This window comes from Staphylococcus massiliensis CCUG 55927, from assembly GCF_000298075.1.
GTDB classification, from domain to species: domain Bacteria; phylum Bacillota; class Bacilli; order Staphylococcales; family Staphylococcaceae; genus Staphylococcus; species Staphylococcus massiliensis.
The window spans coordinates 1,371,644-1,385,176 of sequence record NZ_JH815593.1; the positions used below are offsets into that span (position 1 = coordinate 1,371,644).

General features: G+C 37.1%; 11 protein-coding genes and 1 pseudogene. 6 read left to right on the forward strand and 6 right to left on the reverse strand.

The window, feature by feature from the left end; all coding sequences use genetic code 11:
* Positions 1 to 8 precede the first annotated feature (8 nt).
* Complete coding sequence (locus A33S_RS0106795; RefSeq protein WP_009384702.1) at positions 9 to 380, forward strand: PH domain-containing protein; 372 nt, start codon at positions 9 to 11, stop codon at positions 378 to 380.
* A 477-nt stretch (positions 381 to 857) separates the two neighbouring features.
* Positions 858 to 1,367 (forward strand): GNAT family N-acetyltransferase, encoded by a 510-nt coding sequence (locus A33S_RS0106800; RefSeq protein WP_009384704.1) that lies wholly within the window; start codon positions 858 to 860, stop codon positions 1,365 to 1,367.
* A 922-nt stretch (positions 1,368 to 2,289) separates the two neighbouring features.
* On the opposite strand, the gene galU is transcribed toward A33S_RS0106800, so the two are convergent.
* Complete coding sequence (gene galU, locus A33S_RS0106805; protein ID WP_017176662.1) at positions 2,290 to 3,159, reverse strand: UTP--glucose-1-phosphate uridylyltransferase GalU; 870 nt, start codon at positions 3,157 to 3,159, stop codon at positions 2,290 to 2,292.
* Positions 3,160 to 3,403: 244 nt separating this feature from the next.
* Between galU and A33S_RS12500 the strand changes: the two genes are divergently transcribed.
* On the forward strand, positions 3,404 to 4,987 hold the full coding sequence (locus tag A33S_RS12500; RefSeq protein WP_026048974.1) for a M20/M25/M40 family metallo-hydrolase: 1,584 nt from the start codon (positions 3,404 to 3,406) through the stop codon (positions 4,985 to 4,987).
* Positions 4,988 to 5,007: 20 nt separating this feature from the next.
* Here A33S_RS12500 and A33S_RS11685 read toward each other — a convergent pair.
* Positions 5,008 to 6,705, reverse strand: a pseudogene (locus A33S_RS11685) (SdrD B-like domain-containing protein); the annotation flags it as partial.
* A 142-nt stretch (positions 6,706 to 6,847) separates the two neighbouring features.
* Here A33S_RS11685 and A33S_RS0106820 point away from each other — a divergent pair.
* Positions 6,848 to 7,375: a hypothetical protein gene (locus A33S_RS0106820; RefSeq protein ID WP_017176664.1), complete on the forward strand. Its 528-nt coding sequence runs from the start codon at positions 6,848 to 6,850 to the stop codon at positions 7,373 to 7,375.
* Here the strand turns inward: A33S_RS0106820 and A33S_RS12585 are convergent.
* The gene (locus tag A33S_RS12585; protein ID WP_009384712.1) at positions 7,307 to 7,750 is read right to left on the reverse strand and encodes a YSIRK-type signal peptide-containing protein; all 444 of its coding nucleotides are present in this window, start codon (positions 7,748 to 7,750) and stop codon (positions 7,307 to 7,309) included. The two genes, A33S_RS0106820 and A33S_RS12585, sit on opposite strands and share 69 nt — an antisense overlap.
* A 471-nt stretch (positions 7,751 to 8,221) precedes the next feature.
* On the opposite strand from A33S_RS12585, the gene A33S_RS11690 reads away from it, so the two are divergent.
* A complete protein-coding gene (locus A33S_RS11690) occupies positions 8,222 to 8,479 on the forward strand; it encodes a hypothetical protein (RefSeq protein WP_009384713.1) in 258 nt (85 codons plus the stop codon).
* Between the two features lie 37 nt (positions 8,480 to 8,516).
* Here A33S_RS11690 and sdaAA read toward each other — a convergent pair whose 3' ends face one another.
* Genes sdaAA through A33S_RS0106845 form a run of 3 tightly spaced genes read right to left on the reverse strand, consistent with a single transcriptional unit; the run spans position 8,517 to position 11,180 of the window.
* Positions 8,517 to 9,437, reverse strand: a complete 921-nt coding sequence (sdaAA, locus tag A33S_RS0106835; protein ID WP_017176665.1) for an L-serine ammonia-lyase, iron-sulfur-dependent, subunit alpha — start codon at positions 9,435 to 9,437, stop codon at positions 8,517 to 8,519.
* A gap of 13 nt (positions 9,438 to 9,450) precedes the next feature.
* Positions 9,451 to 10,128: an L-serine ammonia-lyase, iron-sulfur-dependent subunit beta gene (gene sdaAB / locus A33S_RS0106840; protein WP_009384715.1), complete on the reverse strand. Its 678-nt coding sequence runs from the start codon at positions 10,126 to 10,128 to the stop codon at positions 9,451 to 9,453.
* Positions 10,129 to 10,148: 20 nt separating this feature from the next.
* On the reverse strand, positions 10,149 to 11,180 hold the full coding sequence (locus A33S_RS0106845) for a PTS sugar transporter subunit IIC (protein WP_009384716.1): 1,032 nt from the start codon (positions 11,178 to 11,180) through the stop codon (positions 10,149 to 10,151).
* A gap of 519 nt (positions 11,181 to 11,699) precedes the next feature.
* Here A33S_RS0106845 and A33S_RS0106850 point away from each other — a divergent pair.
* Positions 11,700 to 13,055 (forward strand): alanine/glycine:cation symporter family protein, encoded by a 1,356-nt coding sequence (locus tag A33S_RS0106850; protein ID WP_009384717.1) that lies wholly within the window; start codon positions 11,700 to 11,702, stop codon positions 13,053 to 13,055.
* Positions 13,056 to 13,533 lie beyond the last annotated feature (478 nt).

Sequence of the window (13,533 nt, forward strand, 5' to 3'; positions counted from 1 at the left end):
GATCATATATGGGTTTATTCGATGAACTACTCGGTAGCGCGAGTGAAATGCATCCCGGCGACGTTGAACAAGAATTTGGTGACTTTCTTATAGAGAATGAGCACGTTGAAAAGACCTTTAAGCTACTGCGCGACTTACTCATTTTCACCAACAAACGCCTGTTAATTATTGATAAACAAGGTTTTAGTGGTAAGAAGATGGAACTTCGCACAGTTCCTTATAGTTCAATTAAGTCCTTTTCAGTGGAGAATGCGGGACGCTTTGACATCGACGCAGAATTAAAACTATATGTCGCTGCAGCACCACCGTTAGCTTTCCTACTTGATAAGAAGACTGATATCAAGCATCTAAATGCGATTCTTTCAAATGCAATCTTATAAAGTTTATTGAGTTGAAGCTTATGTAACATTTAAGCTTCAACTTTTTTTATTTCTTGAAAATGGGGGTAAGAAAAGGTATGGCTTTTCAAGGGGAGTCACTGGCAAGCTAAGCGATGTGAGTTAGTATGGGTGAAAGTGTATTGGGTTATGTATGATTTCGCGCGGGTGCATGTTATTAGCAAGATTACAATTCGACCGACGCAAGGTTAGATTTAGCATGAGAATAAGCGATATAAACAATCGTTCCAAGGCAGGATTATCACGAGAATAAGCGATATAAACAAACATTCTAAGGCTTGATTTAACATGAAAATAAGCGATATAAATGATTTGAATTCAAGCGTTACAACACTTGATATCATGCGGTTGCATGCGATTTACATATATCCCACGAAAGGTCTAGACCATATCTTTTTAAAAATTTCTAATTTTTGTATATAGTGACAATGTACTACGTTAAAAAAGGAGTGTAAGATTATGATCGAAACAAAACATCTTAATTTGATACAACCTTCTGTAAAGTATAACGAGGATTTATTTAACATTCATTCAAATCCCGTCGCAACAAAATACACCCCTCAAAATATTCATAGCCAGTCCGATGAAACCAAAGAAATGATTGGTTTATGGCAAGAACATTGGTCTAAACATGGCTACGGTTATTTCATGATAATTGAAAAAGAAGAAGACAAATGCATCGGCGCTTGTGGCATCGGTCATAAAGAAGTCGAAGGCGAAACATTCTTAAATGTGTTCTTCCGCTTACACCCCGACTATACCGGCAAAGGTTATAGTAAAGAAGCACTGAGCGCCGTATTGAAATGGGAACAAGAAAAATTACAGTTGAACCGTCGTTTACTCGTACGTACCGACGTTGAGAACATTGCAGCTATCAAATTAGCTGAATGGTTAGAACTCGAGTACAAACCCGAGTGGGACAACAAAGAAGTTGAAGGCGACAGATTCTTCTTATCTAAAAAGCAATGAACATATACAAACACCCGATATCACTGGGTAAGTTAAGGACTAAGTGTCTAATAGACTTACTTTAAGCGATATCGGGTGAAATTTTTAGGTTTGACTTATGTTGTTCAAAATATTTTAAGTGAGGATATACAGTTTATGATATATAGTCGCCATGTTACATTGTTTGCGTCAGTCTTTGTAACATGCGCTCCTTATTACATTGTTTGCTTCAGTCTTTGTAACATGGCTTCCTTGTTACATTGTTTACCTCTGTCTTTGTAACATGGCTTCCTTGTTACATTGTTTACCTCTGTCTTTGTAACATGGCTTCCTTGTTACATTGTTTACCTCTGTCTTTGTAACATGGCGTCCTTATTACATTGTTTAACTCTGTCTTTGTAATAAGGAAAATTTTCGAAACCGAAAATTTCTCATTATTTAAATCGTTCGGTAAGTATTGATTTAGACTTATATACGGTAACGGGGTCGTTATGCGATTGTTTTATTTTTCTTTCGCGTAACGGCGTCCTTATGCGATTGTTTTTATTTTCTTTCGCACAACGGCCTCCTTATGCGATTGTTTCATTTTTCTTTCGCGTAACGGACCCCTTATGCGATTGTTTTTATTTTCTTTCGCACAACGGCCGCTACCCGGCTGTTTTATATACTGCTATAACAATGTAAACCAACTTCAGCATCCGAAATTGCCCGTACCACCTATACCAACCCTTATACCTTCTGCTCAATTCTCAAATAGGTAACTTGAAGCTCAAAGCTTCAAGCTCCTTCTTTAATTGCTCGAATGAAATATTGAAGCCCCAATGGCTTCAAGCCCCCTCTTTAAATCTTCGATCGGAAACTTGAAGCGCCGTCGCTTCAAGCACCACTTCTAAACATAAAAATAGAACCTTGAAGCACGCATGCTTCAAGGCTCTTATCTCAATTATTCATCTAGTAATGATTTCATGTATGAACGAACTTCGTCTTTCATTTTAGGGTCTTTTAATGCGAAGTCTAAAGTTGTTTTAACGAAGCCAATTTTTTCACCGACGTCATAACGTTTGCCGTCGAATTGGTAAGCGTAAACTTGTTCTTCTTGGTTTAGTGCTTCAATCGCATCTGTTAATTGGATTTCGCCGCCTGCACCAATACGGTGTTCAGCTAAGTAGTCGAAGATGCGTGGTGATAAGACATAGCGACCCATAATTGCTAGGTTAGAAGGTTCTGTACCTGGTTCCGGTTTCTCAACGAATTGGTTAACTTCGTATAAACCTTCTTTTTGGTCTTTCGGGTCAACGATACCATAGCGATGTGTCTTTTCACGCGGGACCTCTTGAACGCCAATTACAGATTTACCAGTATGTTCGTATTGTTCAATTAATTGTTTGATCGCAGGTTTCTCAGAAACGACGATGTCATCTCCTAATAACACTGCAAAAGGCTCGTCGCCAATAAATTGACGTGCAATCCAAATTGCGTGACCTAGCCCTTTCTGAACTTTCTGACGTACATAAAAGATATTCGCAAGTTCAGAAGAATACTGTACCTTCTTAAGTATGTCTTCTTTCCCTTTCGCTTTTAAGTTCATTTCAAGTTCTGTTTGAATGTCAAAATGATCCTCAATCGCTCTCTTATGTTTACCAGTAACAATAATAATGTCTTCAATTCCTGCGTCTGCCGCTTCTTCAACAATATATTGAATCGTTGGCGTATCAAGGATTGGTAACATTTCTTTAGGCATTGCTTTTGTTGCCGGTAAGAAACGTGTGCCAAGTCCTGCAGCAGGTATAATTGCTTTCGTTACACGAGTCATACACTTTCCTCCATTTAATAACAACTAATTTCATTTTATATGAAACAACCGTTTAAAGACAACTAAAGTTATTTATTTCTTTGAAAATTAAAATAATTATATGAAATATTTCTTTAACTTTAAGTCAGAATACAACTCATCATTGAAAAGTTTAGTAAAAAAGTATATATTTTAAAATAGTGAGAATTTTCTAAATAGTTTACAATATATGTAAACCTTCATTAACTACCAAGGAGTGAAAGACATGACAGCATTATGGCAAACGCCTGAAGATCGTTATGATTTACTGCAACGCCTAATCAATCATCAATCTGTTACATTTTCAGAAGGTGAACAATCATTTCCTTATCTTGTAAGAGACTTGATGATGAAGCTCGATTATTTTAAAGAACGTCAACATCAAATCACTTTAGAACCAGCCGATGACGCACGTCATAGCGTCCTCGTTCATTATAAAGCACCTACTTCGAAACAAACGATTGTACTCATTAGCCATTTTGATACAGTAGGTGTCGAAGATTTCGGCACAACCGAATCACGCGCATTCGACAGTGCTGACTTGGAAGGGCTTTTCAAGGAGGAACCAACACTACTGAACCAAGAAAGTTTGAAGGACTTTGAGAGCGGTGATTACATCTTTGGCCGTGGTGTGATGGATATGAAGGCCGGGCTGATGTTACATATGTCACTCATTGAAAAGGCCATTAGAGAAGCATGGGATGTTAATTTAGTCCTTGTTACGGTGCCTGATGAGGAAGTCAATTCGCTCGGTATGCGTACGGCGGTTAAGGCTTTACGACGTATTAAAGAGGCACATGACCTCGAGATTAAATTACATTTAAACGGCGAACCAACGTTCCAGCAGGCGTCAGATGACAATAGCCATTATGCGTACACAGGTACGATTGGTAAGTTAATGCCAGCGGTACTGTGCTACGGGCGCGAAACGCATGTCGGCAACCCGCTAAACGGCGTGAGTTCGAACTTCATGTTTAGCTTTGTGAATCAGGAGATGGAGTACAATACGGCCTTTCAAGAGGAATTTGAAGGCGAAGTAACGCCACTTCCTCTGTCGTTGATGAATACGAATCTTAAGCATCATTACGACGTTCAAACGCCGTTTCGAACAATTGGACTCTATAATGTATTCACGTTTAAGGAAACGCCTGAGACGGTATACGCGAAGTTCCAAGAGATTGTGAAGAAAGCCGCAAAGTATTGTGAAGCGCGTTATCAAGACATCATGGCTCAAGCGAATTATGATATGCCAGTCACTATCAAAGTCCTTTCTTATAAGGAGCTTAAGGCATATGCGACTGAAAAACTCGGTGCCGACGCCGTAAATGCTATTATCGACGAATGCTTGAAAGCACAATCTGAAACGCATATGCAGTCGATTCATCTTGTAGACACACTGATGCACCGTTGTCGTGAAATCGGACCTGCGATGGTCACATTCTTCGCACCGCCTTATTACCCGTCAGTGAATACGTCGTATAACGATGAAGTCGAAAGTATCTTAGAAACCATTCGCACGACGTCAGCTGAAAGATTTAATCGCGAAAGTAAGCGTCTGCACTACTTCAACGGTATTTGCGATTTAAGTTACGTGCGCAAAGATGCCTCATTAGAAGACATCGATACCTTCGTCGACCAAACACCGGTTTACAATTATTCTTATGTAATTGCAGCCGATGATATTGAAGCAATTTCTGCGCCTGTCTTGAACTGCGGTCCTATCGGTAAGGATGCCCACAAGATTTCAGAGCGCTTGCATAAAGAAAGCGCTTTTAACGAGTTGCCCGTCATACTAGAATCAATCGTGTAATCATTCGCATTATTGATTGTTACCTCTACACTTGATCCGTCTGAATCTAGGGCATCATCACCATTATTCACAACTGTTGCTTCGTAACCTTCCGGTGTTTTGAAGTTTACTGTGTAATTTCCATTTTCTAAACCTGTGAAGTTGTATTTACCTTCATCGTTTGTTGTTGTCTCAGTCGTACCGTCTGGTTTTGTAAGAGTAACTTCTACTCCTGAGATTCCTTTTTCATTACTATTTTGAATACCATCATTGTTACTATCTTCCCATACATAGTCACCTAATTCATATTTCGCTGGATCTTTAGGTGTTTCTACAACAGGTTTTACATATCCTGAATCAATCGTGTAATCATTCGCATTATTGATTGTTACCTCTACACTTGATCCGTCTGAATCTAGGGCATCGTCACCATTATTCACAACTGTTGCTTCGTAACCTTCCGGTGTTTTGAAGTTAACCGTGTAATTTCCATTTTCTAAATTATTAAAAATATAATTACCATAGTTATCTGTGTATTGCTTTACTGTTGTACCGTCTGGTTTTGTAAGGGTAACTTCTACTCCTGAGATTCCTTTTTCATTACTATTTTGGATACCATCTTTATTGCTATCTTCCCAAACGAAATCACCTAAGTTGTATCGTTTATTTACGCCATCTGCGTTACCTTCATTTCCAGTAACAATTGTTGTATTATCCCAGAAATACGATCCTCTATTACCATATACGTCTGAAGATTCAAGAATAGATCTCAACTTTAAAGGATTACCAGATTCATCATATTTACTTGTTACTTTGATAATGTACGGTTGGCTAATATTTCCAAGCTCTACTATAGCTCTGTCTTGCCCATCTTGATAAATATTAAGATTATTTGAAACATTTTCATAATTAGACTCGTCTACGTAATAACTTTCTGTTAATTTATCAGTAGGATCTACGTAAAACACTTGAATGTCAGTCACGTCAGTGTTTATTTGACCACTACTTGTACTAGGATCATCTAGATAGCCTTGAAGAATAACGTTGGCATTATAAAGTTCATTGTCTTGGGGATTTACATAAATATATTGAGTATAATCATTAGAGCCACTTTCGTAGTCAACGTCTGTTATCATAGAAGTTATACTTTGAACACCATTACCTTGTGCAACATCACCAAAATTGACTTCTAACGTTTCGTTTAAAGATTCTCCTGCAATATTATAATTTAAATTATATATACCACTGTCTTGAGTATTTTTGCGATCAATAAATTGTGATAAAGAAAATGAACCAGTTACTTCTGATTTGTTATTAACATAGTCTGTGAATGTGTAAGTAAGTTCTTTAGTCTCTGTATTGTATACTCCATCAGCTACCTTATAACCCTCAGAGTTTACTAACTCCATGATTTGCTCATTGTTAAGTTTACTATAATCAGCATCACCATCTATGGAAACATTTTCATCAATTTTTACAGTGAAATAATCTCCACCTTTTACAGGGCCTAAAGTTTTAAAAGAACTTTCTAACTTAAAATTACCACTATTATTTGGCTCGATATAATTTTGTGTTATCGAAGCGCTAGTAACTTGAATTATGTCGTTAACATTAGAACCTGTGGTCGCTGATAAACCTGCTAAATAATTATCAGTTGTATTGCTCATATTGTATGTTGTTGCGACGTTTCTAGGCGCAATCGCAGGTGTAGCAACAGGCGCTTCAGGACTATTAGCCATAGCTATTAATGCAGCAGCTTGAATTGCTTCTTCAATTTCAGCATCTGTAGCATTCGCGTAGTCTACATTTAAGTTTTCTTTAACAGCTTTAGCTGTTTCAACATCGTAACTTGAATCAATGTAGTTATTAACGAAAGCTTCTTTGTTATCAGTAGTAGCTAAAGATTCTTTAGCTTCTGGTGCTGATACTGTAGAACGTGTAGCAGTTTTAGTTGAAGCTGGTTCTTCAGTTGATGATACTACTGAGTTTGTAGTTGGTTCTGAAGTTGCAGCTCTTTCAGCAGTTGCTGGCTGTTCAGTTGAAACTTCTTCTGTACTAGGTTTCTTTTCTGTTGAAGATTGCTCAGTTGAAACTTCTTCTGTACTTGCTTTTTCTTCTGTTGGTTGCTCAGTTGAAACTTCTTTAGTACTTGCTTTTTCTTCTGTTGAAGGTTGCTCAGTTGAAACTTCTTCTGTACTTGCTTTTTCTTCTGTTGAAGGTTGCTCAGTTGAAACTTCTTCTGTACTAGCTTTCTCTTCTGTTGAAGGTTGCTCAGTTGAAACTTCTTCTGTACTTGCTTTCTCTTTTGTTGAAGGTTGCTCAGTTGAAACTTCTTCTGTACTAGCTTTCTCTTCTGTTGAAGGTTGTTCTGTTGAAACCTTCTTTTGTACTAGCTTTTTCTTCTGTTGAAGGTTGCTCAGTTAAAACTTCTTCTGTACTAGCTTTCTCTTCTGTTGAAGGTTGTTCTGTTGAAACCTTCTCAGTGCTTGCTACTTCTGTTGTAGCGGCCTCTTCTGTACTTGGTTGTTCTGTAGAAGCCTCAGTTGTAGTGTTTTCCACAGTTGCAGGTTCTTCTGTTGATGTAGGTGTTTCAGCCGAAGATGCGTCTTTGTTCGACTCTTCAATTGACACTGCCTCCGCAGCTTTAGCATCTTGTCCTGCTCCGAATAATAGAGTAGCACCGACAATAATTGAAGCAGTTCCTACTGAAAATTTTCTAATTGAGTATTTGTTTAACTGATTTGGTAAGTAATTCTTATTTCCATTTCTTTTCAATTTAGACATTAATTTACCTCCATTTTTTATAACAACATTATCTTTATGTATATGTTGTTTTGCACTATATATTTTACTGTATACCTCTTTAAATGTAACTATTTTTCATGAAAATTAATATTACATTTTTATTACAACATTATTTATATTAAAACTATATTTTACAAAAGTTTATAGTTTCAAATAATGTTATAGCAATCTTGTTACTTATATTTTTTTCAATTTATTCAATAAAATGACACACAATGATAAGAATTTGTCTACATTTATTTTCTAAATATTTTGATAGAATGAAGTTGGGTTACAAAGGAACCCTCCCACATCCCTATACGTCTAATATGGATACCTATCATTAAAGAAACAGGCACGTTTATACGACTCCTATATAAACGTGCCGCTCTTTTATTTTTCAGAAAATTTAAAAATTGACTTGCTTGTTTTATAAATAAACTATAGAATGATGCTAAGGGGATGAGGGGTATGATTAAACAACTCGCTTTTATATTTTTAGCATTTGTCGTCAATACGACATTAACGGTATATTTAACGACCGAAGGATCATCATTAAACTTATTACTTAAATCTATGTCAGTCAGTTTGATGATTTTCTTTATCGTTTATTACGTCAAATTAAATATTGAGCTGCGTAAAAAGGAGTCTGAAGAGGAAACTCAAAGAGAGACGATTACCCGAGTAACGCGTAAAGCACATAAAAAAGACAGTGATGCACTCGAATGAGTCACATCACTGTCTTTATTTTATATCGTTACTTCTATTAAGAAAGTGTTTCTACTGGGTCTTTTTCTTGTGATTCTTCTTTCTTATCACCAAAGATTTTAGCTTTGATTGCTTCACCAGTTGGCGTACCAGCTAAGCCACCAATACCTGTTTCACGTAATGACGCTGGTAAGTTACGGCCAATTTTGTCCATAGCCATGATAACTTCATCAACAGGAATTTTACTTTCAACACCAGCTAACGCTAAGTCAGCTGAGATAAGACCATTACCTGAACCGATTGCATTACGCATTACACATGGAATTTCAACTAAACCTGCAACTGGGTCACATACTAAACCTAATAAGTTACTTAAGCTAATTGCTAAAGCGTGACCAGCTTGGTCAGGTGTACCGCCAAATGTTTGAACCGCTGCAGCTGATGCGATTGCTGAAGCTGTACCAACTTCAGCTTGGCAACCACCAGTAGCACCTGCAACACTGGCATTATTCGCGATAACCATACCGCATAAAGAAGATGCAAATAAAAATTCAATCATTTGTTCATTTGTTAAACCGTGTGTTTGTTCTAACTTAAATAATACACCTGGGATAGTACCTGATGAACCAGCAGTTGGTGTCGCACAAATGATACCCATAGCTGCGTTAACTTCGTTAGTAGCTACAGCACCTTTAACTGCTTCGATCATTTCATTACCTGATAATGCGTGGTTATTTTCTAAATATTTTTGAACACGGATGGCATCTTGTCCTGTATAACCAGTAACACTCTTAACGCCCTCGCCTGTTGTACCTTTTTCTACAGCATCACGCATAACATCTAAGTTCTTTTGCATAAGACCAATTACGTCTTCGCGAGACATTTGTCTCATATCCATTTCATGTTGAATCATGATTTCAGCAAAAGTCATATTGTGTTTATTCGCATACTCAATAATTTCTTGAATTGAATCAAACATTGAAATCTCTCCTTTATTGAATATAAGAGAAATGTAATCTCGAATATTTTTCTTTAATCTTATTTAATAAGTCTTCTGATATACCTTTGTTCAAATGAAGTGCTAGTAAACATTTATCTTTGTTCATTGTTTTAATTTCTTCATTAATATCAATATTGTTTTCAATTAAATCGTTAATTAAGTGGTTTACTGATGAGATATCACTTTTACCATCTACTACTAATAATGGTGGAGTGTGATTTAAAAGAATACAGCTTTGGTTAACGTGGATACTCTTAATCTTGATGATACCGCCACCGATTGAGATACCGTTAACTTCTACGTGACGATCACCAGCATCAATTTTAATTAATGCACAGTTAGGATGTTCACCTAAGCTTGTACCTTTTTCTTCGATGATTTCGATTGGAATATTTTTCTCTTCTGCGATATCAAATGAATGTTTGATACGTTCATCGTAAGTACTAAATCCTAATAATCCACCAATAATAGCTAGGTCAGTTCCGTGACCTTGATGTGTCTCTGCGAATGATTCGTAGTAATGAATTGTAATTGATTCAGGCTCAGCGTCAAGAACTGCTAAAGCAGATTGACCGATTTTTACAGCGCCTGCTGTATGAGAACTTGATGGTCCCATCATAACTGGGCCGATAATGTCAAAAGCACTTTGATAGTTTTTTGTACGTGCCATTTATAAACACTCCCATAAAATTAATTTGTTTGTTTCTTAAAATGAGGCATTTTTAAGTTAAAGTTGAAATTCATTTTTTGCATACCTTTTGAAATAATGAAAGCTAGTACTAAGCTTGTAATAGCCACAATAACAATTGTGATAATAGATGTCACGGCATTGTTGAAACCAAATAATACGATTGCACCTGCAATAGGTGTTGCCATGCCTGTCACACCAACGACTAAACCAAATGCTGTTACGATACATGCGTTAACCATACCGATGATTGCATTCGCACCATAAAGCTGAATTGGATACTTCGCAATTAAGTCAATTTGAGTTAATGGTTCAATTGCTACAGCAAAAGCCTTTGAAGGATTACCAATTTTTAAGTTCTTGAACATAACGAAGTTTACGAATGAGCTACCCATACAACATAATGCACCGATTGCCATTGGTACGCCTGTTAAACCAAGTAAGCTTGTAAATACCATTGAGCTTAGTGGTGTCATACCAACTACAGGAATGATAGCACCTAACACGATTGCAAGGACGTAAGGGTTAGCGTCACCTACAGATGTTACGGCTGTACCGATTTGTTTTAAGACAGCTGTTACACTTGGAGCGATTAATGTCGCGATACCAAATGCTAATGCTGGACCAACTAAGATCACTACGATTAAGTCGATACCTTCTGGAAGTTTCTTCTCTAAGAATTTAATTAAGAACGCAACTAAGTAAGCTGCTACGAAAGCTGGTAACAATTTGAAATCATGAAGTACTAAACCGATAATAACTGCGAATACTGGCGATACTTTCATGTTTAAACATGTTAGAATACCAACAGCAATACCGCTTAGACTTCCTGCTAAGTCACCTAAAGTTTGGAAAAATTCGATGTGGAACACGCCACCTATCGCATAGCTTAAGAACGCTTGGGGTAAAAACGTTGCACAAGCTGCACCAGATAATGCCTGTAAACTAACTTTTCCGTTTGGAGCGAAATTTAGGAACAATGTCATAGCGAGTAACACTAGAATTAATGTTCCAATTCCTAAAATAATATTCATTTTTTACTTACCTCTTTTCTAGACCTCTATTCTTTTCTTTACCACTCATAGTGTACAACTAAATGAAAGCGCTGACAAATGAGTGCTATGTATAAAAATACACTTTATTAAATTTAAATTCACATTTTTAACATTGAATTTACAATTTGTGAAATCATTTAACGCGTTAAAGCGTGTCATCACTGAATACTGCCAAACTTTATCACAATAAAGCGGTGATGTAAATATGTAAAAAAATAAATTATGACGATTTTTTGAATAACCCGTTTTTGCAATTATTCACTATTTTTCGATATTTTCCGAAAATTTGGATAAATAGAATTTTACTTAAAATAAGCATTTTTATTTAAAAAGAATATTGGTATAATAATTGATAATACAACTTGAACGTGTAATTTTATCACTTTAATTCTTTAAAAAAATAATTACATATATTTAATAAAGGGGATATATATGTAAATCACGATTCAAAGGGAGAAATTTTCAAGTTGTGATTTAAATGACAAAGGGGTCATCAACATGGAGAAAATCGTAGCTTTTTCAGATTGGTTGTGGGGCTACCCACTTGTTTCATTGTTGCTACTCGCAAGTTTGTTTACAACCATCTATTTAGGGTTCATCCAATTTAGGCATTTCCCTACTATTATGAAGCAAACTTTCGGAAGCATTAACAAGACGCCTAAAGGTGAAGGTACCATCACACCAAGGCAAGCATTAACATCCGCACTATCATCAACAGTTGGTGCGGCAAATATCATCGGTGTACCTACCGCGATCATGATGGGTGGACCAGGTGCCGTCTTCTGGATGATCGTCATCGCCTTCTTAGGTATGGCACTTAAATTTAGTGAGAACGTACTCGGTATTCACTACCGTGAGAAGAATAAGAAAGGCGAATTCGTCGGCGGTCCAACGCATTATATGAAGAAAGGCTTCAAGAATAATTCAGTCGGTAAAGTCTTCGCCTCTATCTTCGCATTCGCGTTAATGATCGAAATCATTCCAAGTATTATGGTACAAGGGAACTCAGCTTCAGGTACCGTGAGTGACACATTTAACGTAGACGCTGGCATCGTAAGTATCATCATCGCTGTAATCGCAGCACTCGTTGTATTCGGCGGCGTTAAACGTATCGCGACATTCACAGAATTCCTCGTGCCCATCATGGTAGGCCTCTACCTCATCCTAGGTTTCGTCATTATTATCATGAACATCGCACACTTACCTGGTATTGTGGCCCTCATCTTTGAAAAGGCCTTTAGACCAGACGCGGCAATTGGAGGTAGTTTCGGTGCAGCACTAGCGGCAACCATTCGTTGGGGATTCGCACGTGGTATCTATTCAAACGAAGCAGGTCTAGGTACATCACCTATCGCACATGCTGCAGCTAAGACCGACCACCCTGTACGCCAAGCATTCTGGGGTATCAGTGAAATCATCGTAGATACAATCGTCATCTGTAGTACAACAGCTTTCGTCGTACTTGTATCAGACGTATGGAAAGAAAGTGACGCTAAAGAGAATTCAGCAGCACTTACTGCACGAGCATATGAACACGCTTTTGGTGGTATCGGTAGTTCGATTGTATCGATTTCAATGATATTCTTCGTGTTCTCAACTGTTATCGTTATTATCTATTATGGAACACGTATGGCGGAGTTCTTGTTCGGTATGACAGCTAGTGCAATTATGAAACTCGTTTACCTTGCTTCAATTATTATTGGTGGCTATGGTGTAGGTACTGAGTTATGGAAATTACTCGATTTAGCATTAGCAATCGTTTTAATTCCAAACATTATCGCCGTCCTCATCTTAGCACCACAAGTTAAACGTCTTACAAAAGACTTCTTCGATCGTAAACTTCATCATGATTAATAAATGAACGCGTGCTTTCAATGAGCACGCGTTTACTTTTTATATAATAATGGTGAAACGTGTTACACACGTTTCTTCAACTTTGATTCAGAGAAATAAACGAAATTACACATGCCTTGAAACTTGATTACGATTTCACCATCAAGTTTCAAACGCCTTGAGACTTGATGACGGTTCGCTCATCAAGTTTCAAACACCCTGAGACTTGATGACGGTTCGCTCATCAAGTTTCAAACGCTCTGAGACTTGATGATGGTTCGCTCATCAAGTTTCAAACATCTGGTATAACAGGTTTAATCAATACTTACGTTATTTCCGTAAACTACTTCTTATATATTTCCTAAAAGGACAGCAGTTTTCCAAAAACTGCTTCCTATTAAACCTTTTCATAAATTAATGCTACCGTATTACACAGTCTCATTAACACCGAGCTATAGCATTACCTACTCTACATATCCAATATAATTACAAATTAAAA

Coding starts and splice junctions, on each gene's coding strand:
- galU (WP_017176662.1), bottom strand. CDS start 3,159: ATGACTCGTGTAACGAAAGCAATTATACCTGCTGCAGGACTTGGCACA.
- A33S_RS0106800 (WP_009384704.1), top strand. CDS start 858: ATGATCGAAACAAAACATCTTAATTTGATACAACCTTCTGTAAAGTAT.
- sdaAB (WP_009384715.1), bottom strand. CDS start 10,128: ATGGCACGTACAAAAAACTATCAAAGTGCTTTTGACATTATCGGCCCA.
- A33S_RS11690 (WP_009384713.1), top strand. CDS start 8,222: ATGATTAAACAACTCGCTTTTATATTTTTAGCATTTGTCGTCAATACG.
- A33S_RS0106845 (WP_009384716.1), bottom strand. CDS start 11,180: ATGAATATTATTTTAGGAATTGGAACATTAATTCTAGTGTTACTCGCT.
- sdaAA (WP_017176665.1), bottom strand. CDS start 9,437: ATGTTTGATTCAATTCAAGAAATTATTGAGTATGCGAATAAACACAAT.
- A33S_RS0106795 (WP_009384702.1), top strand. CDS start 9: ATGGGTTTATTCGATGAACTACTCGGTAGCGCGAGTGAAATGCATCCC.
- A33S_RS0106850 (WP_009384717.1), top strand. CDS start 11,700: ATGGAGAAAATCGTAGCTTTTTCAGATTGGTTGTGGGGCTACCCACTT.
- A33S_RS12585 (WP_009384712.1), bottom strand. CDS start 7,750: ATGTCTAAATTGAAAAGAAATGGAAATAAGAATTACTTACCAAATCAG.
- A33S_RS12500 (WP_026048974.1), top strand. CDS start 3,404: ATGACAGCATTATGGCAAACGCCTGAAGATCGTTATGATTTACTGCAA.